Source organism: Amycolatopsis sp. NPDC034160, from assembly GCF_055575355.1.
This window is the reverse complement of sequence record NZ_JBVISU010000027.1, coordinates 68107-87694: the sequence shown is the minus strand read 5'-3', so window position 1 is coordinate 87694 and position 19588 is coordinate 68107. Positions and strand designations below refer to the sequence as shown.

The window sequence follows — 19588 nt, the reverse complement described above, 5'->3', positions numbered from 1 at the left end:
AGGGAAAGAACATGCCGGAGAAACGCGTCACCGTGGCCAGCAAGGTGGGCCTGCACGCCAGGCCCGCGGCGACGGTCGCCAAGGCGGCCGCGGCGCAGCCCGTCGCGGTGAAGATCGCCAAGGCGGGCGGTGACCCGGTCGCGGCCGGCAGTGTGCTGAACCTGATGACGCTCGCCGCCGGTCACGGCGACGAGGTCATCATCAGTGCCGAGGGCGAGGGGGCCGAGGCGGCCGTCGACGCCATCGCCGAGCTGGTGGCGACCGACCTCGACGCCTGATCCCGATCCCTGCGAAGCCCGGGCCGCCCCGACCGGTCCGGGCTTCGTAGGGTGTTGGGCATGGACAGCGTGCGTGGGATAGAACAGTGGCCGGTGGACAACGCCGCCACAGCCGTGGTGACCGCCGCCGGTGACGTGCTGGGCACGCACGGCGACACGACGAAGGTGTACAAGCTGGCGTCGGTGACGAAGCCGCTGACGGCCTACGCGGCGCTGATCGCCATCGAAGAGGGCGTCGTCGAACTCGACACCCCCGCCGGGCCGGAGGGTTCGACGATCCGGCATCTGCTCGCGCACACCTCGGGCCTGGCCTTCAACGAGCACAAACCGATGGCCGCGCCCGGCAATCGGCGCCTGTACTCCAACGCCGGCTTCGAACAACTCGCCGACGCGCTCACCGAGCACTCCGGCATCCCCTTCGCCGACTACCAGGCGGAGGCGCTTTTCCAGCCGCTGGGCATGAAGGCGACCAAGCTGACCGGTTTCCCCGCCTCGGGCGCGGAGTCCACTGTGGACGACCTGGCCGCGTTCGCCGCCGAACTGCAGGCACCGACGCTGATCGCCGCCGAGACGGTGCGCGAGGCGACTTCCGTGGTCTTCCCCGGACTTTCCGGTGTCCTGCCCGGGTTCGGCCACCAGAAGCCGAACGACTGGGGCCTCGGGTTCGAGATCCGCGACCACAAGAGTCCACATTGGACCGGCTCGTCGAGCTCGCCGCGGACCTTCGGCCACTTCGGACAGTCCGGCACGTTCCTGTGGGTCGATCCCGACGCCGGTGCCGCCTGCGTCGCGCTCACCGACCGCGCTTTCGGCCCGTGGGCGGCCGAGGTGTGGCCGCCCTACACCGACGCCGTACTGGCTGAGCTGGGGAAACTCACTCCATGACACGGATCGGCGAACCCGCCTGGAAGGCCGCGATGTCCTCGACGGCGTCGCGGTAGAAGATCTCGTAGGCCTCGCGGGTGACGTAGCCGATGTGCGGGGTGAGCACGACGTTGTCCAGCGCCCGCAGCGGATGCTCCGAAGGCAGCGGCTCGACGTCGTAGACATCGAGTGCGGCGACCGCGATCTCCTTGCGGCGCAAGGCGTCCACCAGAGCGGCTTCGTCGACGATCGGACCGCGCGAGGTGTTGACGAGCATCGCCGTCGGCTTCATCGCGGCGAGTTCGGCCGCGCCGACCAGTCCGCGGGTGCGGCCGCTGAGCACCAGGTGGACCGACAGGACGTCCGAACGGGCGAACAGTTCGTCCTTCGACACCGCCGTCACGCCGTGGGGATCGGCCTTCGCCTGGGTCAGGTTCTGGCTCCAGGCGATGGTCTCCATGCCGAACGCCTTGCCGATCTTGGCCGCGCCGGCGCCGAGCCTGCCGAGCCCGAGCAGCCCGAGGGTCTTGCCGTGCAGGATCGTGCCGACCGTGGTCTGCCAGCCGCCCTCGCGCATGTTCCGCGACTCCACCGGCACGTTCCTCGCCGCGGCGAGGATCAGCGCCCAGGTGTGCTCGGCCGCCGGGGCCGCGATGTACCCGGTGGAAGAGACGACCACACCGTTGCGCCGGGCGGCGGCCACGTCGATCGCGGCGTTGCGGTGCCCGGTGCTCACCAGGAGCTTGAGCGCGGGGAGCCGGTCGAGCACTTCGGCCGGGAAGCGGGTGCGCTCGCGCATCGCGACCACGACGTCGAAGTGCCGCAGGCGGGCCACCACGTCGGCGGGGTCCGCGAACGGCTCCGTGAACACCTCGATCTCGGCGCCGAGGGAGTCCCAGTCTCCGAAGCCGAGTGCCACTTCCTGGTAGTCGTCGAGAATCGCGATCTTCATGGAGCCCAGGCTAGGGTCGCTCCGGTGACCGCGCCCAGGGAGGCTGCTGTCGCGGCGGGACGATCCGGGTCCTACCGGCGCGGGACGAACACGTCGACGCGCACCAGGTGGTGGTCCGAGGCGTCGTTGAGCCGCGCCAGCGGTGAATCGGGCAGCGGCCAGAAGACTACGGCGCGCCAAGGAAACAGACCCTTCGACGGCAGAACGTAGTCGATCCGCAGGTTCCCCGGTGCGTTGTCGTTGAAGTCGCCGGTATCGAAGAAGGGGTCGCCCTTCTGGCCGATGTTGGCGCCTGCCTGGGCCTGAGCGGCGCGCACAGCGCCTTCGCTGCCCGGGCGGGTCTCGATGACGCGAGGGGCGTTCAGCAGGCGGGAGATCGCGCCGGGGACGCTGTCGCCGTCGAGCGGGTCGGAGTTGTAGTCCCCGGCGATGACGAATTTCTCGTGCGCGCCCAGCCCACCGCGGCGACCACGGTCGTCGTGGATGTAGCGGCCCTTGCCCGGCGTCACGTAATCCGCCCAGAACCGGATCTCGTCGTTGTTGCGCGTGCCGTTGCGGTCTTCGGGGCCGTCGAAGGTGGGCGGCGTCGGGTGCGCGGTGAGGAAGTGCACGGTGGAGCGGCCGACGCGGATCGGAAGGTCCCAATGGGACTTCGACGAGAGGCGCAGGACGTCGAGCGCCTGCGGCGAATACCAGTCGTTCGGCGCCGGGGTGGCCGGGTCGTCGGGGAGCAGCGCGCCCGGCATGTCCTTCCAGAGGAACTTCTGGAAGGTCCGCGCGTTCTTGGTGTCGATCGGGTATTTCGACAGCACGAGCATCCCGTACTGGCCCTCGAAGAGGCCGAAGCCGTGCGCGTCGTTGCCGCCGCCGACCCGGCCGTCGCGGTCGAGGTCGAAGCCGGTCGCGACACCGGTGTTGGACGGGGCGGTGAAGGCGTACGGATAGTCGATCGGGGAGGCGCCGTTCTGGCCGCGCTTCAGGTAGTTCTCGCGGAACAGGTCCGCGGCGCGGTTTTCCGGCACGTAGTCGAACTCGTTGATCAGCAGCACGTCCGGCCGGTTGCGCTGGATCACCTCGGCGACCTCGTTCGCCTGCGCGTTGCCCGGCTGCGACAGGTCGGTCACCAGCTGTCCTGCGGCTCCCCTGTTGAGCGAAGCGTTGTACGTCGCGAAGCGGACGTTCTGGCCGACGGTGGCTTCCGCCGGGGTGGCGGCCAGCAGCGTCCCGGCCAGCAGGGTGCCCGATGTGAGCACGGCGGCGATGCGTTTCACGGTCTGTACTCCCGCTTTGCTTTGACGACCAGTTCTGGCCAGACCTTACGCAGCCGACGCGGTCCCCTGGGTGAGCTTCCGGTGAACAGCACCTCTTGAACGCGTTCAAAATATCGGCTACCGTTCGTCTTGAACACGTTCAAAACGGAGGTCCCCATGCAACCTGTCGTCCTGGCCTATGCGCTCTACCTGGTCATCACCGTCCCACTGACCGTGCTGGTCGCCCGCACGCTGAGCAAGCACGGCAAGACGTTCCTGGAAGACGTCCTCCAGGACAAGCAAGCCCTGGCCCATTCGGTCAACCAGCTGCTGGTCGTCGGCTTCTACCTGGTCAGCCTCGGCTTCGTCACCCTGTTCCTGACCAGCAACGACACCGTCCTCGACGCGCGTGACGTCTTCGAAATGCTGTCGGTGAAGGTCGGCACCGTCGCACTCGTACTCGGCGTGATGCACGTCGGGAACGTGCTGGTGTTCAACGGGATCCGGCGTCGCCACCTCAACCACGGCACCACGCGGCCCGCGCCGGCGCCCCCCGCCTACCCCGGTTACCCGGCGCCCGCTCCGCATCCGGCGCCCTGACCGGATAACGTGCACTGGTGGCGAAGAGTGAGGAAACCAGGTCACTGATCGTGGCGACCGCGTTGCGGCTGTTCGCCGAGAACGGCTACGCCCGCACGACCATGCGGGCCATCGCCGCCGAAGCCGGTGTCTCGGTCGGGAACGCGTACTACTACTTCGCCTCGAAAGACCAGCTGATCCAAGGCTTTTACGATGAGATCGCCAAGGTGCACCTCACGACGGCGCGCCAGGCGATCGAAGGTGAGCGGGACTTCAGCGCACGGCTCAAGACGGTCCTGCTCACCTGGCTCGACGTCGCGGAGCCGTACCACCGCTTCGGCACCCAGTTCTTCGTCAACGCCGCCGACCCGGACTCGCCGCTGAGCCCGTTCAGCGAGGAGTCGACGCCCGCGCGGGACGCCTCCATCGGGCTGATGCGCGACGTCATCGACGGCTCCGACGCCAAACTCGACCCGGACCTGCGCGACGACCTGCCCGATCTGCTGTGGCTGTACCAGATGGGGGTCGTGCTGTTCTGGGTCCACGACCGGTCCACGGGCCAGAAGCGCAGCCGGGTGCTGGTGGAGCGGACGGTGCCGCTGATCGCCCGGCTCGTGGGGCTGTCGCGGCTGCGGGTGCTGCGGCCGGTCAGCCGGGAGATCGTGTCACTGATCCGGGACCTCTCGAAGCGCGACGACGCCGCGTGAGAACGCGTTTAGTCCTCTAAATGCTCTTTGGGGTGTCTCGCATTTAGAGGACTAAACGCGTTCAGCGGGGCTCTAGTAAGGCGGCGTGTCCGTGAAGACCTCCTTCCCTACTCTCAAGGTAGGAAAGGAGGCCTTCACGGACTTTTCTGGCCTGACGCTTCCGGTGAAGGGTGGGCCGAGGTGGTCGTGAGTGGCGATTCGGGTTCTAACCCGAATCGCCACTCACGACGCCCGCCGAAACCGTATATAGAGGCATCAGCAGGACGTTCGGCTCTCGTCCTGTCTTGAAGTCAGCGAAGAAAGCCCTTCACGGGACAGGCACTTTTGATTTGCCCCTCGCTAGTTCACGGCCCGGAAGTACAGGAACCGCGGCTTGGTCCGCAAATTCGCGTACCAGCGCGGGTCCGACTCGGCGATCGACTCCTCCGGCATCGGCTCCACCAGCCTGTCGACGGCGAACCCGGCGTCCCGCACCGCGCCGAAGGTCCAGCTCAGCGGACGCCGGTAGAACCGGACCTTCTGCCCCTGCGGGAACTCGTCTTCGAGCAGTTCGAGCTGGAAATAGTTCTGCTTGCCGAACCAGCGCCAGTCCTCGCCGGGGTGATGCACCGAGAACACCAGAAGCCCACCCGGCTTCAGCACCCGCCGGAATTCGGCCAGTGCCGGCGCCCACTCCTTCAGATAGTGCAGCACCAACGACGCCGTGATGACGTCGATCGAGCCGTCCTCCAGGAACGTCAACGGCCGCGTGACATCAGCCGTCTCGAAAGTGGCGACGTCCCCGAATTTCTCCCGGGCGACGGCCACCATGCCCTCGCTGGCGTCGACGCCGAGGACATCGGCGCCCTTGGCGGCGAGCAGCGCGCTGAGATGACCCGCCGCGCAGCCGACGTCGAGCACCCGCTTGCCCGCCACGTCACCGGCCAGCTCGACGATGGCGGGGCGGTCGTAGTGGGCGTTGGTGCTACTGGTTTCGGCGTGCGCGGCGTAGAGCCGGGCGAAGCCGTCGTATTGGGCGGCACGCGCCCGCTCGATGATCTCGTCGATCACCTCGGTCTTGGCGTCGGCGTAGTGCTGGATGTACTTCCAGGTGCGCGCGGCCAGTTCGCGTTTCTTGGCCTCGTAGTGTTTCCGCTCGTCTTCGTGCGCGGTCAGCCGGTCGCGGAAAAGCCGGTAACGCTCGGTCTGGCCGTTGTCCGGCGAGTAGACGTGCAGGTTGACGTTCGTGTCCGGGCCCTTGAAGCAGCGGTGCTTCTCCCAGTCCGGCTCGCGGATGACGAGTTTGTAGCCCTCCGCCTCCAGCTGCGGCACGTAGCTGTCCTCGTCGTCCGAATCGGGGACGATGAGCATGATGTCGATGATCGGCTTCGCGCAGAGCCCGGGCACCGACGTGGAGCCGACGTGCTCCACGATCAGCGCCCGCTCCCCCAGAGTCCCCCTGATGCGGTTGGCTTCCCGTTCGAACAGTTCAGGCCACTCCGGGTCGTATTCGGCCAGGGTGACGGTGGAATTCAGTACCGGAGCCTGATCGACCCACGCGTTGGTGATGTCTTCTTCGGTGTAGTCGTCACGATCGGGTTTAGGCATTGACCCCTTGTTCCTTCCTCAAGGCAGTCGGCCAGATTATCGAACCGGGACGATCTTGTCAGGCGTTTCCGCGAAACGGGGCCTTCACCCTGGGGCCGGGTTGGTCATCCCTCGGCAGTGGTGCCGACCAGTCCTTCACGGACCTGTCAACGAATCGGCAGGGGAAGGATCCCGCCGGTCGCCTCGCGCAACGCGTCCCGCATCGCCTCGCGGGGCGCGGGCTGCCCGGTGAAGTACTCGACTTGCCCGAAAGCCTGATGCAGCAACATGTCCAGTCCGGTGGCCAGCCGGCCGCCCCGGTCGGCGACCGCATCGGCGAGCGCTGTCGGCCAGGGGTGGTAGATGACGTCGAGGACGCAGTCGATCCCGGTCAGCTCCGCCAGCCGCGGCCGGACGGCGTCCGGGGGCACGGTGCTCACCAGTACCGCCGAGGACGCCGCGATCTTCCCGAAGTCGGCGTCGGCCCAGCGAAGGACCTCGACGTCCAGACCGGCCCGCTTCGCCGCGTCGACCGTTTCCGTCGCCCGCGCGGGATCACGCACGACGAGCCGGACGGTCCGCACGCCGAGCGCCGCCAGGCCGACGACGGCCGCCGCGGCCGTGCCGCCCGCGCCGAGGACGACGGCCTCGTCGTCCGGGCCCGGCGAGTAGCCACCGGCGATTCGCAACGCCTCGGTGACCCCGTCGACGTCGGTGCAGTCGGCCAGCCAGCCGGTTTCCCGGCGTACCAGGGTGTTCGCCGCGCCGACCGCCGCCGCGCGCGGCGTCACCTCGTCGGCGAACTCCAGTGCGGCCCGTTTCCCCGGCATGGTCACCGAGAGGCCGGTCCACTCCGGACCGAGACCGTCGACGAAGGCGCGCAGCCCGGGAGCGTCCATTTCGACGCGTTCGTATGTCCAGCCCTCGAGCCCCAGCGCCCGGAAGGCGGCGCCGTGCAGCACGGGCGAGAGCGAGTGCTCGACCGGCTTGCCCAGGATCGCGGCTTTGCGGTTAGTAGACACCACGCCTCTGTGCGTCCAGCTTGTTCTTGTTGTGCTCGTCGTTCGTCACCGCGAAGCAGGAGAGCCCGTTCTTCTCGCACTTGACGAAGAAGATCCAGTCTCCCGCGACCGGTTTGAGCGCGGCCTGGATCGCTTCCGCGCTGGGTACCGCGATCGGCGTCGGGGGCAGGCCGACGGACTTGTAGGTGTTGTACGCGCCCGCTTTTTCCCGTTCCTCGGGTTTCGTGAGCAGGGTCGGCCGGTCGAGGACGTAGTTGACCGTCGAGTCCATCTCGAGCCGCATCTTCTTGTCGAGCCGGTTGTAGACGACCCGCGAGATCTTCCCGAAGTCGGCCTTCACCGCCTCTCGTTCGATGATCGACGCGACGATGAGCGTCTCGTACGGCGTCAGGCCTTCGCCCTTGGACTGCTCGCTCAGCCCGGCGTTGAGGATGCGCTCCGTCGAGGTCTTCACGACGTCGGTGAGCAGTTCCTCGGCCGTCCAACCGGGTTTGACGTTGAAGATGCCCGGGGCGATCAGCCCTTCGAGCCGCCGGTCCTTGTGCTCGGCCTTCGTGGCGGCCTCGACGGCCCAGGGCGGGACGCCCAGCTGCGCCAGATCCGCGGTCTCGATCGTCTTGCGCAGTTCTTCGACCGGGATGCAGGTGCTCTTGCCGTTCAAATCGGCGCAGGAAGCCTTGGACAGCAACGAGTACACCCCCGGCGTCAGCTTGCCGTCCGGCTGGGTGATGTCGTGGAACTGGGTGTAGGGCCGGATTTCGACCTGGCCGACCTTCGTACCGGGCGCGATCATCTTCTCGACCGCGCTGGCGCCGGACATCTTCGTCTTCATGACGTAGTAACCCTGCTGCAGCCGCGAGACGGCGGTGTTGTCCTCGCCCGCCTTCACGAACGCCTTGCCGCTGGCGACCACTCCGGCCGCTTGGAGCCGGTTACCGATCGCCGACGTCGAGTCGCCCTTCTCCACCTGGACGAGGACATCGCTCTCGCCGGCGCCTTCGTAGTCGTCGTAGCCGAAGATCGCGGTGAAGCCGTAGTAGGCACCACCGGCGAGCAGGATGAGCACGGCCAGCGCGGCGATCCAGCTCAGCGCGCGCTTCTTCTTGCGCTTCTTGGGCGGCGGTCCCTGGCGTTCCGGGCGCTCGTCCTCGATGCGTTCGGGCTCGGCGCGATCTTCGTCCTCGAAGTTCTGGTCGTCTTCGTAGTCGTCGTACTCGTCGTAGTCCTCGTACTCGTCGTACGCGTCATCGCCGAAGATCTCGTCGTACTCCTCCTCGCTGCCCTGGGGCGGAGGAGGCGCCGCTCCGGGACGCCGGGCCAGCGGCGTCTCCTGCACGGCGGGAAGGATGTCGGTCGGCCGCTCGTCCGGGTACGGGCCGTCGTCCTCGCGGCGCCTGCGGCGGCCGGGACGCGGTTCCTCCTGGGCATGGGCGGGCAGGCCGAGACCGCGGTCACCCGGCTGGGGGGACCGCCGGGGCGGTGCGGGAGGCGGCGGCGGGGGTACCGCCTGTTCCGGGGCCCGCCTCGGCGGGACCGGACGCGGTACGCGGGGCGCGGGCGGCTCCTCGGCGGCGGCGCGGCGGACCCGCGGTGGCGGCTCCTCGGCGGCACGGCGGCCACGCGGCGGCGCGGGCGGGGCCTCAGGGGCATCGCGGCGCACGTGCCCGGTCCGGACGGGTGGCTGGGGTTCGGGCCTTCGACGGGGCGGGGCCGGTGGCTGGATGGCCTCCTCAGGCTCCCGCAACCGTCGTCTACCGCCCTGACGGCGCTCGGGCCGGCCGTGGGGCTCGGTCATGTATCGCCCTTCCGTGCGCGATGTGCCGCTACCGCGTCGATCCACGCCTGCAGGATCTCGACCGCGGCCGCCTGATCGACGACGGCACGCTGCTTACGTCCCTTCACCCCACGCTGCGACAGCATCCTGGATGCCGTCACCGTGGTCAACCGCTCGTCGGCCAGCCGCACCGGCACCGGAGCGATCCTCGCGGCGACCTTATCGGCGTACTCGAGCGCAGCCTGGGCAGCCGGGCCGTGCCGGTCTTTGAGCGTCCTCGGCAAGCCGACGACGACTTCGACCACGTCGTGTTCCGTGACGAGTTCGACGAGCTGGTCGACGTCCTTGTCGCCAGTCGCGTCGCGAGTGAGGGTAACGAGCGGACTCGCGAGGATGGGGTCGGGATCGCTGAGCGCGATCCCGACCCGGACGGATCCGACATCCACGCCAAGTCGCCTGCCGCGCCCTGGATCGGACTCTCCGGGCCGATCCAGGCGCGGCCCGACGGCGTCGTCAGCCAACTTGGGCGACCGCCGCGCGCAGGGAGGCGATGGCCTGCTCGGCCCCGGCGGGGTTGGTGCCACCGCCCTGGGCCATGTCCGGCTTGCCACCACCACGGCCGCCGATCGCCTCGGCGAACGACGGGACGAGCTTGCCTGCCGCGACGCCCTTCTCCTGGGCCGCCTTGGTGGTCGCGACGACGAACGCGATCTTCTCGCCCTGCGGCGCGAAGAGCGCGACGATGCCGGGGCGGGCGCCGAGCCTGCCGCGGATGTCGGAGGCCAGCGCGCGCAGGCCGTTCGAGTCGACGCCCTCGCCGAGCTTCTCCGCGACGACCGCGATACCGCCGATGTCCTCGGCCTTGTCCGCGAGCGAACCGGCCGAGCCGAGCACCTGCTGCGTGCGCAGCTGCTCGATCTCCTTCTCCGCGTTCTTCAGCCGGGTGAGCACGTCGTCGATCCGCGAAGGCAACTGGTCCGACGGCACCTTGAAGGTGCTCGCGAGCTGCGAGACCAGCAGCTGTTCCTTGCGGACGTACTTGAGCGCGTCCGAGCCGACCAGCGCCTCGACGCGGTGCACGCCGGAGCCGATGGACGAGTCGCCGACCAGCTTCACCAGGCCGAGCTGGCCGATGCGGTCGACGTGGGTGCCACCGCACAGCTCGCGCGAGTACTCGCCCATGTCGACGACGCGGACGTCGTTGCCGTACTTCTCGCCGAACAGCGCGACCGCGCCCAGTTCGAGGGCCTTGTCCTTCGTGGTGACGAAGGTGTTCACCTCGACGTTGGTCTGGAGGTAGTCGTTGACCTCTTCCTCGACCTCGGTCAGCACGTCGGCCGAGACCGAACCGGAGGTGGTGAAGTCGAACCGCATCCGGCCCGGCGAGTTGAGCGAACCGGCCTGCGCCGCGCGCTTGCCGTACGCGCCGCGCACGGCCGCGTGGACCAGGTGCGTCGCGGAGTGGGACCGTTCGATCGACAGACGACGGTGCTGGTCGACCGAACCGGTCAGCGCGCTGCCGATGCCGACCTCGCCGTCGAGCACCTCGACGCGGTGCACGAACAGGCCGGGCACGATCTTCTGCACGTCGTGGACCTTGAGCTCGACGCCCTCACCGAGCAGCACGCCGGTGTCGGCGACCTGGCCACCGCTCTCGGCGTAGAACGGCGTGCGGTCCAGTACCAGCTCCGCCTTCTTGCCCGTGCCGACGCTGCGGACGGGCACGCCGTCTTCGAGCAGCGCGACGACCTTCGCCTCGGCCTGCAGGTCGGTGTAGCCGAGGAACTGGGTCTCGCCGTGCTGTTCGAGCACCTTGCGGTACTCGGACAGGTCGCCGTGGCCGGTCTTGCGCGACGCCGCGTCGGCCTTCGCCCGCTGCCGCTGCTCGTTCATGAGCGTGCGGAAGCCCTCTTCGTCGACGGTCAGTCCCTGTTCGGACGCCATCTCCAGGGTCAGGTCGATCGGGAAGCCGTAAGTGTCGTGCAGCTGGAACGCCTTGTCGCCCGCCACCAGCGAGCCACCGGAGCGCTTGGTCTCCTCGGCCGCGAGGTCGAAGATGCGCGAACCGCTGGTGAGCGTGGCGAGGAAGGCCTCCTCTTCGACGCGCACGACGTCCTCGATCCGGTCGAAGCCGGAGAGCAGCTCGGGGTAGGTCGGGCCCATGGTGTCGCGGACGACCGCGGCGAAGGCGGGCAGGACCGGCTCGTGCACGCCGAGCAGGCGCGCGGAGCGGATGATGCGGCGCAGCAGGCGGCGCAGCACGTAGCCGCGGCCGTCGTTGCCGGGGGTGACGCCGTCGCCGATGAGCAGGACGCCGGTGCGGGCGTGGTCGGCGATGACGCGGAAGCGGACGTCGTCGGTGTGGTCGGCGCCGTAGCGGCGGCCGGAGAACTCCTCGGCGCGGCCGATCACCGGGCGGACGAGGTCGGTCTCGTAGACGTTCTCGACACCCTGCAGGATCGTCGCCACGCGCTCGACGCCCATCCCGGTGTCGATGTTCTTCTTCGGCAGCTCACCGATCGGCTTGTGGCCGTGCTTCGGGCTCTTGTCGCCCCGCACGTCCTGCATGAAGACGAGGTTCCAGATCTCGATGTAGCGGTCCTCGTCGGCGATCGGGCCACCCTCGCGGCCGTAATCCGGGCCGCGGTCGTAGTAGATCTCCGAGCAGGGGCCGCCGGGACCGGGCACGCCCATGTCCCAGTAGTTGTCCTTGCCGTCGCGCGACTGGATGCGCTCGCCGGGCAGGCCGGTGAGCTTCTTCCACAGACCGGCCGCCTCGGCGTCGTCCTCGTAGACGGTCGCCCAGATCCGCGACGGGTCGAGACCGTAGCCGCCGTCGCTCTGGGGCTTGGTGATCAGCTCCCAGGCCGCCTCGATGGCGCCTTCCTTGAAGTAGTCGCCGAAGGAGAAGTTCCCGGCCATCTGGAAGAACGTGTTGTGCCGGGTGGTCTTGCCGACCTCGTCGATGTCCGGGGTGCGGACGCACTTCTGGACACTGGTCGCGCGCGGGTACGGCGGCGGGACCTCGCCGAGGAAGTACGGCTTGAACTGGACCATGCCCGCGTTGACGAACAGCAGGTTCGGGTCGTCGAGGATCAGCGGGGCACTCGGGACACGGGTATGTCCCTTGTTCTCGAAATGGTGCAGAAAACGCTGGGTGATTTCGTGTGTTTCCACGGGTTCGTCCTTGAATGCGGGCGCGCGCGAAGACGCGGTGAGCGAGGGCGGTCGGGAGCGGCGGAGGGGGCTGGGCGCGGACGCGACCCGATCAGCCCTCCGCCCGGCGAGCTCGACGGGCCGGGCGCCGCGGCGACGCCGCGTGCCTGCCCGCAGGGCCGTCGGCGGCCGTGCTCAAACCGGTGCGTTCGGACACCATCTCGTGCAGCTCCTGTTCCCGTTCGCTCATCCCGGCGCGGACCTCCGCGCCGAACGAACCGACGGCGCCCGCGAGTTCCCGCACGGCGTCGCCCAGGTTCGAGGCTAACCCCGCGGGCGTGGCCTGGCGAGCGGTTTCGGTCGCTTTGCGTGACAGGGCTACGCCGGCGACCACGCCGACGCCGAGCCAGAACAGGCGCTTCACTTGCGGCCCCGCTTCCGGGCCGGGCGTGCCGCCTTCGCCTCCGCCTTCTTGCGGCGGGCCTTGATGGCCTTGCTGAGGCCGTACGACAACGCGGCCGTCTTCACCAGCGGCCCGCCGAGGGTCGCGGTGAACACCGACGTCAGCGCGGACACGTTGCCGGACACGGCCTGCGCGTTCGCGGTGATGCCGTCGACCCGCTCCAGCTGCGTGTTGACGTGCGTGATCGTCTCGTTCGCGCCGATCAGCAGCGGGTCGGTGTTCTCATGCGCCTTGCGGATCGCGATCGTGGCCTCGTCCAGTGTCCGGCCGAGCTTGAACAGCACGATCGCCAGCAGCACGACGAGTACGACGAATGCTCCTGCGGCGATCAATGCGGCGATCTGCCCTGCCGACACGGGCCCTCCTCAAGGGTCTGCGGTCTTTGGTGCCCGTGAGGTTACCGCCCCTCCAGCCGTTCGGCGGTGTCACCCCGCCGGACCGTCACTCAGCGCAGTGACCTCACGACGAATCGGGGAGACCGGTCGTCAGCGCTCGCTCTTGGGCGGGGTGGTCCTCGCCTGCCGGGGCGGGTCTTCGGAAGGGCGACTGTTGCGGCGGTCACCGGCCGGTGGTGAGGAGGCGGCGGGGGCCCGGGTGTCCGGCGGGCCGGACGAGCGGATGGCGGGGACCGGCGCGGGCCTGGGGCTCGAGGGCGAGGTTTCGCGACCCGGCTCGAAAGCTCCCCGCGATTCCGGCGGCGAAGCCGTTCGAGGGCCGCCCGGCGGTGCCGTGGCCGGCGGTGCCGTGGCCGGCGGTGTCGTGGCCGGCGGTGTCGTGGGCGGTGGTGTCGTGGGCGGTGGTGTGGGTGGCTGGGACGTCACCCGCGGCGCGGGTACCGGCCTGGGGACCAGCGCGGTGGGCAGATCCGGCACGCTGGAGAGCGCGACGAGGAGAAGAACGCCGTAACAGGCGGCGCCGCCGACACCGACCGCCATCCGGCGGGCCAAGACGCGACGACGGCCACTGGGGTCGGCGAACACCGGGCTCACGAGGTCTCCCCACCGTCGTATTCGTCGTACCGCTCAGGAAACATGGCCATCCGGCTACCGACTCCGAGTCGACCGGTTCGGTTCTTGTGACGTTCATGTTACTGGGTCAAGGTTCCGGCATGCCTGAACTGTCACGCCGTACGTTGCTGGGCGCCACCGGCGCCGCGGCCGCCACCACCCTGCTCCCGCCGTCCGTGCACGCCGCCATGGCCGAACCCATGCGGCGCGGCGGGCTCGACGCGATCGAGCACGTCATCGTGCTGATGCAGGAGAACCGGTCGTTCGACCACTACTACGGCAGCCTGCGCGGCGTCCGGGGCTTCTCCGACACCCACCCGCTCGAACTGCCGTCGGGGAAATCGGTGTTCGAGCAGCCGAATCCCGCCGGCGGCACGGTGCTGCCGTTCTCGGTGCGCGAAGCGGCCGAACTCGCGGGCCGGAACGCGGGCGACATCCAGTACCTCGGCGACCTCGACCACAGCTGGAACGGCAGCGGCAAGGCGTGGGCACGCGGCTGGAACAACGGCTGGATCGCGGCCAAGACGCCCGCCACCATGACTTACTACCAACGCCGTGACATCGCACTGCAGTACGAGCTCGCGGACACCTTCACCATCTGCGACGCCTACCATTGCTCGATCTTCGGCTCGACCAACCCGAACCGGAATTTCCTCTGGACCGGGACCACGGGTTTCGAACCGGGCAGCACGACGAACCGCGCGGTGACGAACGCGGCGTACTCCTACGACCACCAGGGCTACGACTGGACGACCTACCCGGAGCGCCTCGAGGCCGCCGGGGTGCCGTGGCAGATCTACCAGGAGTGGGACAACTTCACCGATAACGCGGTCGAATACTTCTTGCCGTTCAAGAAGGTCGGTACGAAGATCCTCGCTTCGGTCGAGGAGAGGTTCCGCACCACCGAGGAGTTCTACGACGCGCTGCCGAAGAAGACCCCCGAGGAGCGCGTAAAACTGCTGGCGCAGTTCGACGCCGGGGTCGCGAAGCTGACGCCCGCCGAGCGGAACCTGTTCAAGAAGGCCATGTACCGCAGCGAACCGGAGACACTGGTGACCCGGTTGAAGGCGGACATCCAGGCGCGGCGGCTGCCCGCGGTCAGCTGGCTGGTGCCGTCCGCGAAGGACTCGGAGCACCCCGGCGCGTCCACCCCGGTCGGCAGCGCGAACCTGATCTACCGCGTACTCGACGCGCTGGCGTCCGACCGCGAAACGTGGGCCAAGACGGTGCTGCTGATCAACTTCGACGAGAACGACGGCTACTTCGACCACGTCCCGCCGCCGATGCCGCCCGGCAACGCGGCCAACGACGCGGACCATTTCAACGGCCAGCCGCTCGGCTTCGGGCCGCGCGTGCCGATGACGGTCGTCTCGCCGTGGTCGATCGGCGGCAACGTCGACTCCACCGTCTACGACCACACCTCGGTGCTGCGGTTCCTCGAGCGCTGGACCGGGATCGCCGAGCCGAACATCAGCAAGTGGCGGCGGACCGTCGCGGGCGACCTCACCGGCGCCTTCGACTTCTCGCGCGCCGGACGTCAGCCGCGGGTGAACCGGCCTGGCCCGGTGCCCGCGCCGGTCAGCCGATGGCGACCGTCCGCCCCGGCGGAGCAGAGCCTGCCGGTGGCCGAGCCCGGCAACCGGCCGTCCCGTCCGCTGCCGTACCAGGTGTCGGTGTCCGGCTCGGTGGACAAGTCGGGGAATCTGGCGCTTTCGCTGGCCAACAGCGGCTCCTCTTCGGCGCATTTCGCGCTGTACCCGTACCAGGGGGAATTCGCCGAGCCCGCGCATCGCGACGTCCGCGGCGAGGCGCCGGAAGTCGTGCGTCTGGCGGGTGACGAGTACCGCGTGGTCGTCCAGGGACCGAACCGATCGTGGTGGGAACTGCGCGGGAACCGCAAGGGCGCGGCGGCGGGTGTCGACGTGCGGACGCGGTTTCTGACGTGGCGTTCGGGTGTCGAGTTCAAGCTGTCCAACTCGGGTGCTTCGGCGCTGACGCTGCGGCTTTCGTCCTCGCGGCTCACGCGGGTGGTCCGGGTCGGCGCCGGACGTTCGGTCACGGTGGACTGGCCGGTTTCGCACGGCTGGTACGACGTGAAGGTCACCGCGGACGGGGATCCGTCATTCCTGCGGACACTGACCGCGCGGGTGGAGAACGGACGGACCGGCGTCTCCTGCTGATCGTCGGCGTGCAGGCCTCCTTCCTGCGCGGTCTGGGTTGGTCGTGAGTGGTGATTCGGGTTCTCTTGAGGGGTAAGGCAAAGGTGTCGTGGTCGGGGGGCCTGTGAGAGGTTGGACATCAGGCTTCGGCATGGGGCAGTGGCGTGCCGAAGGTGTCGCCTTCGCGAAAACGCGCACCGCGGAGGGCTGGGGGAAGCTGGTCACCCCTGGCGGCGTGAGCGGGGAATCGGGAGGCGGGCATGTCTCCACTGTGGCATTGGAGACGGTCAGCTTCCCCAATGCCACATTTGCGGCATCCGGCCGCCGCGCGAACAGGCCCGCCCGCAACACGCCACGTTTGCCTTACCCGCAATAACCCGAATCGCCACTCACGACCACAGCGACCCGGCTACGCCACATTTCCTTAGCCATCAGAAAGAGCCGTCGTCACCACGCATGAGGTCGGCGGCGTTGCATGTCCTGAAGGCCTTCACGGACCTAAATCGGTTGCGCGCGGGCCGCCATCGTTTCTAGCGTCACTTATGACCGTCACCTTGCAAGCACTCTGTTTCGCCGCGCACGACCCGCACCGTCTGGCGCGCTTCTGGGCGGGTCTCCTTGGTTGGAAAAACGAGGATGACACCCTGGTCCCGAACGACGACACCGGTTTCCGGCTCCGCTTCCTGCCGACGGAAGAACCGAAGACCCGCCAGAACCCGATGCATTTCGACCTGACGAGCGAATCCCTCGAGGATCAGCGGCGGACGGTGGCGAAGGCGCTCGAACTCGGCGGCAGGCACATCGACATCGGCCAGCTTCCCGAGGAAGAGCACGTGGTGCTCGCCGACCCCGAGGGCAACGAGTTCTGCGTCATCGAGCCGGGCAACGATTTCCTCGCCGAATGCGGTTTCGTCGGCGCGGTGGCGAGCGACGGTTCGCAGGAGGTCGGCTACTTCTGGAGCAAGGCGCTCGGCTGGCCGCTGGTCTGGGATCAGAACCAGGAGACCGCGATCCGGTCTCCGCACGGCGGACCGAAGATCACCTGGGGCGGACCGCCGTTCACGCCGAAAACCGGGAAGAACAGGCTCCATTTCGTCGTGCAAGGCCCCGTTTCGGAAGTCGGGCGGCTCATCGCGCTCGGCGCGACCCGGCTCGGCACCGGCGAGGGCGGTCAGGTGGAGATGACGGATCCCGACGGGAACGAGTTTTCTGTCGTAGTGCGGGAAACGGCGGCATAACACGGATCGGATGCGGTCGAGGGTATGGCCACCCTCGACCGCAGGACCTGACGCGGCGCAGGTACGTCCGGCCGTACGGCACCAGATGGAAATTGGTCTACACCTATTGACGCGCGCCTGGTCAGCGGCTCAAGCTGCTGTGACCGAGGGCCATCTTCCACTGTCGGAGGTTCGGCGTGCCAAGGAGAACCAGGAAACTACTCCCCCTGCTGGCGTCGCTCATCGCGCTGGCCGGACTCATGATCGTCGTCATCACCCCGTCCACGTCGAGCGCGGCAGGTCACGAGGACTGCCGTCCCGACGGGCTCTACCGGACGCCCGGCGTCGACACCCCCTACTGCACCGTCTACGACACGACCGGCCGGGAATCGCTGGGAGACGGGCATTCCCGTCGCGTGATCGGCTACTTCACCAGCTGGCGCACCGGAAAGAACGGCTCGCCGTCCTATTTGGTGAACAACATCCCGTGGTCGAAGGTCACCCACCTCAACTACGCGTTCGCCCACGTCGACGCGCAGAACAAGGTCTCGGTCGGTGCCCCGAGCCCCGCCAACGAGTCCATCGGCATGGAATGGCCGGGCGTCCCCGGCGCGGAGATGGATCCGTCGCTGCCCTACAAGGGACATTTCAATCTGCTGAACAAGTACAAGAAGCAGAACCCGAACGTGAAGACGCTGATCTCGATCGGCGGCTGGGCCGAGACCGGCGGCTTCCTGAACCCGGACGGCACACGCAACGCCTCGGGCGGGTTCTACAAGATGACGCAGACCCAAGCGGGCATCGACGTCTTCGCGGATTCCGTCGTGCAGTTCCTGCGCACGTACGGATTCAACGGCGCCGACATCGACTACGAGTACGCGACCTCGGCGAGTTACGCCGGAAACCCCGACGACTACTGGATCGCGCAGTCCAACCGCGGGACCCTGTGGGCCGGATACGAAAACCTGATGCGCACGCTGCGCGAGAAGCTCGACAGGGCCAGTGCCGCCGACGGCAAGCACTACCTGCTGACCGCGGCCGTGCCCGCGTCCGGCTGGCTGCTGCGCGGCCAGGAGGTCTACGGCGTCACGCGGTATCTCGACTACGCCAACATGATGAGCTACGACCTGCACGGCGCGTGGAACCAGTTCGCCGGGCCGAACGCCGCGCTCTACGACGCGGGGAACGACGCCGAACTCGCGCACTGGCAGGTGTACACCACACCGCAGTACGACGGACAGGGGTATCTCAACACCGACTGGGCGTATCACTATTTCCGGGGCGCGATGCAAGCGGGCCGGATCAACATCGGGGTCGGGTTCTACACCCGTGGCTGGCAAGGCGTGTCCGGCGGGACGAACGGCTTGTGGGGCAAGGCACCACTGCCGGATCAGAAACAATGTCCACCGGGCACCGGATCCCAGGTCGGCTCGACAGTTCCGTGCGGAAACGGCGCGGTCGGCATCGACAACCTCTGGCACGACCTCGGCCTGGCGGGTGGCGAGGTACCGGCGGGCGCGAACCCCATGTGGCACGCCAAGAACCTCGAGAACGAGATCACCCCGGACTACCTGGAGGCGTACGGGCTCACTCCCAAGACCGACCCGACCGACCGGATCTCGGGCTCCTACAACAGGTTCTATGACAACACGATGGTGACGCCATGGCTGTGGAACAACGACAAGAAGGTGTTCCTGTCCACTGAGGACGAAGCCTCGCTCGCCACGAAGGCCAAGTACGTCGCCGACAAGGGCATCGGCGGCATCATGATCTGGGAACTGGCCGGCGACTACGCCTTCGACAACGCCAAGGGTCAGTACTTCATGGGCGACACGCTGATCACGAAGATCAACGACGGCCTGCGCGGTGCGGCTCCCTACGGCAACAGCAAGTCCTCGCGCCCGGCTCCGTCGTCGGTGCTCGACGTGAACGTCAACCTGACCGGGTTCGCACTGGGCGACGCGAACTACCCGATCACCCCACGGATGCGCGTGACCAACAATTCGACCACCACCATCCCCGGTGGCACGAAGATCGAGTTCGATTACGGCACGAGCGCGCCCGGCAGCATGTCCGACCAATCCGGCTTCGGCCTCGCCGTCACGAGCAAGGGCCACAGCGGGCCCAACGTCGGCGGCCTGAAAGGGGACTTCCAGCATGTCGCGGTGACCGTGCCGAGCTGGCAGACCATCGCGCCGGGCGCCACGGTCGAGATCCGGCTGAACTACTACATGCCGATCGCGTCGCCGTCGAACTTCACCTTCACCTTCGGCGGGACGACGTACGCCATCACGTCGGACCACCCGCGTGGCGGCGGCGCTCCGCCGACGACGACCACGACACCCACCACCGGCACCACCACCACGACACCCACGACGACGACCAGTCCGACCACGACGACACGAACGACCACCACCACCCCGACGACGACCACCTCGGTCCCGTCGGGTGCTTGGGCACCGAACGTCGATTACGCCACCGGCGCCAAGGTGACCCACAACGGCGCGTCCTACGTCTGCCGCCAGGGCCACCGGTCCCTGCCCGGCTGGGAACCGCCGAACGTGCCCGCGCTCTGGGCACCGGCCTGACAGACC

At 68.3% G+C, this 19588-nt stretch carries 17 protein-coding genes; 8 read left to right on the top strand and 9 right to left on the bottom strand.

All coding sequences use genetic code 11. The features are described 5' to 3' along the window. Positions 1 to 11: 11 nt before the first annotated feature. Entirely contained in the window at positions 12 to 278 is a 267-nt protein-coding gene (locus ACZ54P_RS35550; protein ID WP_465465995.1) for an HPr family phosphocarrier protein, read from the top strand. A 60-nt stretch (positions 279 to 338) separates the two neighbouring features. Then, a complete protein-coding gene (locus tag ACZ54P_RS35545; RefSeq protein WP_465465994.1) occupies positions 339 to 1163 on the top strand; it encodes a serine hydrolase domain-containing protein in 825 nt (274 codons plus the stop codon). On the opposite strand, the gene ACZ54P_RS35540 is transcribed toward ACZ54P_RS35545, so the two are convergent. Together ACZ54P_RS35540 and ACZ54P_RS35535 are read right to left on the bottom strand one after the other, a co-directional pair. Beyond that, positions 1153 to 2094, bottom strand: coding sequence for a D-2-hydroxyacid dehydrogenase family protein (locus ACZ54P_RS35540; protein WP_465465993.1), 942 nt, complete (start codon positions 2092 to 2094; stop codon positions 1153 to 1155). The two genes, ACZ54P_RS35545 and ACZ54P_RS35540, sit on opposite strands and share 11 nt — an antisense overlap. A 71-nt stretch (positions 2095 to 2165) precedes the next feature. Next, on the bottom strand, positions 2166 to 3365 hold the full coding sequence (locus tag ACZ54P_RS35535) for an endonuclease/exonuclease/phosphatase family protein (RefSeq protein ID WP_465465992.1): 1200 nt from the start codon (positions 3363 to 3365) through the stop codon (positions 2166 to 2168). Positions 3366 to 3521: 156 nt separating this feature from the next. Between ACZ54P_RS35535 and ACZ54P_RS35530 the strand changes: the two genes are divergently transcribed. Together ACZ54P_RS35530 and ACZ54P_RS35525 are read left to right on the top strand one after the other, a co-directional pair. Further along, on the top strand, positions 3522 to 3944 hold the full coding sequence (locus tag ACZ54P_RS35530; protein ID WP_465465991.1) for a hypothetical protein: 423 nt from the start codon (positions 3522 to 3524) through the stop codon (positions 3942 to 3944). Between the two features lie 17 nt (positions 3945 to 3961). Next, a complete protein-coding gene (locus ACZ54P_RS35525) occupies positions 3962 to 4630 on the top strand; it encodes a TetR/AcrR family transcriptional regulator (protein ID WP_465465990.1) in 669 nt (222 codons plus the stop codon). 339 nt (positions 4631 to 4969) lie between these two features. On the opposite strand, the gene ACZ54P_RS35520 is transcribed toward ACZ54P_RS35525, so the two are convergent. The 7 genes from ACZ54P_RS35520 to ACZ54P_RS35490 all read right to left on the bottom strand — a co-directional run bounded on the left by ACZ54P_RS35520 (position 4970) and on the right by ACZ54P_RS35490 (position 12967). After that, on the bottom strand, positions 4970 to 6217 hold the full coding sequence (locus tag ACZ54P_RS35520) for a GrpB family protein (RefSeq protein ID WP_465465989.1): 1248 nt from the start codon (positions 6215 to 6217) through the stop codon (positions 4970 to 4972). Positions 6218 to 6363: 146 nt separating this feature from the next. Further along, on the bottom strand, positions 6364 to 7221 hold the full coding sequence (locus tag ACZ54P_RS35515) for a shikimate dehydrogenase (protein ID WP_465465988.1): 858 nt from the start codon (positions 7219 to 7221) through the stop codon (positions 6364 to 6366). Beyond that, complete coding sequence (mltG, locus tag ACZ54P_RS35510) at positions 7208 to 8656, bottom strand: endolytic transglycosylase MltG (RefSeq protein WP_465466014.1); 1449 nt, start codon at positions 8654 to 8656, stop codon at positions 7208 to 7210. Before mltG ends, ACZ54P_RS35515 begins: the two co-directional genes overlap by 14 nt. Before the next feature lie 353 nt (positions 8657 to 9009). Then, positions 9010 to 9438 carry a Holliday junction resolvase RuvX gene (gene ruvX / locus ACZ54P_RS35505; RefSeq protein ID WP_465465987.1) on the bottom strand — a complete coding sequence of 143 codons (429 nt, stop codon included), beginning with the start codon at positions 9436 to 9438 and terminating at the stop codon, positions 9010 to 9012. Between the two features lie 67 nt (positions 9439 to 9505). Further along, positions 9506 to 12169, bottom strand: a complete 2664-nt coding sequence (gene alaS, locus ACZ54P_RS35500) for an alanine--tRNA ligase (protein WP_465465986.1) — start codon at positions 12167 to 12169, stop codon at positions 9506 to 9508. A gap of 91 nt (positions 12170 to 12260) precedes the next feature. Next, positions 12261 to 12572 (bottom strand): hypothetical protein, encoded by a 312-nt coding sequence (locus ACZ54P_RS35495; RefSeq protein ID WP_465465985.1) that lies wholly within the window; start codon positions 12570 to 12572, stop codon positions 12261 to 12263. Next, positions 12569 to 12967: a DUF948 domain-containing protein gene (locus tag ACZ54P_RS35490; RefSeq protein WP_061990036.1), complete on the bottom strand. Its 399-nt coding sequence runs from the start codon at positions 12965 to 12967 to the stop codon at positions 12569 to 12571. The genes ACZ54P_RS35495 and ACZ54P_RS35490 overlap by 4 nt, the downstream gene beginning before the upstream one ends. Positions 12968 to 13064: 97 nt before the next feature. Between ACZ54P_RS35490 and ACZ54P_RS35485 the strand changes: the two genes are divergently transcribed. The 4 genes from ACZ54P_RS35485 to ACZ54P_RS35470 all read left to right on the top strand — a co-directional run bounded on the left by ACZ54P_RS35485 (position 13065) and on the right by ACZ54P_RS35470 (position 19582). Then, positions 13065 to 13517 carry a hypothetical protein gene (locus ACZ54P_RS35485; RefSeq protein WP_465465984.1) on the top strand — a complete coding sequence of 151 codons (453 nt, stop codon included), beginning with the start codon at positions 13065 to 13067 and terminating at the stop codon, positions 13515 to 13517. 202 nt (positions 13518 to 13719) lie between these two features. Continuing rightward, on the top strand, positions 13720 to 15798 hold the full coding sequence (locus ACZ54P_RS35480; protein ID WP_465465983.1) for a phosphocholine-specific phospholipase C: 2079 nt from the start codon (positions 13720 to 13722) through the stop codon (positions 15796 to 15798). A 521-nt stretch (positions 15799 to 16319) separates the two neighbouring features. Then, positions 16320 to 17015 (top strand): VOC family protein, encoded by a 696-nt coding sequence (locus ACZ54P_RS35475; protein WP_465465982.1) that lies wholly within the window; start codon positions 16320 to 16322, stop codon positions 17013 to 17015. Positions 17016 to 17191: 176 nt separating this feature from the next. After that, a complete protein-coding gene (locus ACZ54P_RS35470; protein ID WP_465465981.1) occupies positions 17192 to 19582 on the top strand; it encodes a chitinase C-terminal domain-containing protein in 2391 nt (796 codons plus the stop codon). Positions 19583 to 19588 lie beyond the last annotated feature (6 nt).

Bases quoted from the DNA above. Each gene is read 5' to 3' on its own strand.
- ACZ54P_RS35550 (WP_465465995.1), top strand. From the start codon at position 12: ATGCCGGAGAAACGCGTCACCGTGGCCAGCAAGGTGGGCCTGCACGCC.
- ACZ54P_RS35545 (WP_465465994.1), top strand. From the start codon at position 339: ATGGACAGCGTGCGTGGGATAGAACAGTGGCCGGTGGACAACGCCGCC.
- ACZ54P_RS35540 (WP_465465993.1), bottom strand. From the start codon at position 2,094: ATGAAGATCGCGATTCTCGACGACTACCAGGAAGTGGCACTCGGCTTC.
- ACZ54P_RS35530 (WP_465465991.1), top strand. From the start codon at position 3,522: ATGCAACCTGTCGTCCTGGCCTATGCGCTCTACCTGGTCATCACCGTC.
- ACZ54P_RS35520 (WP_465465989.1), bottom strand. From the start codon at position 6,217: ATGCCTAAACCCGATCGTGACGACTACACCGAAGAAGACATCACCAAC.
- ACZ54P_RS35480 (WP_465465983.1), top strand. From the start codon at position 13,720: ATGCCTGAACTGTCACGCCGTACGTTGCTGGGCGCCACCGGCGCCGCG.
- ACZ54P_RS35475 (WP_465465982.1), top strand. From the start codon at position 16,320: ATGACCGTCACCTTGCAAGCACTCTGTTTCGCCGCGCACGACCCGCAC.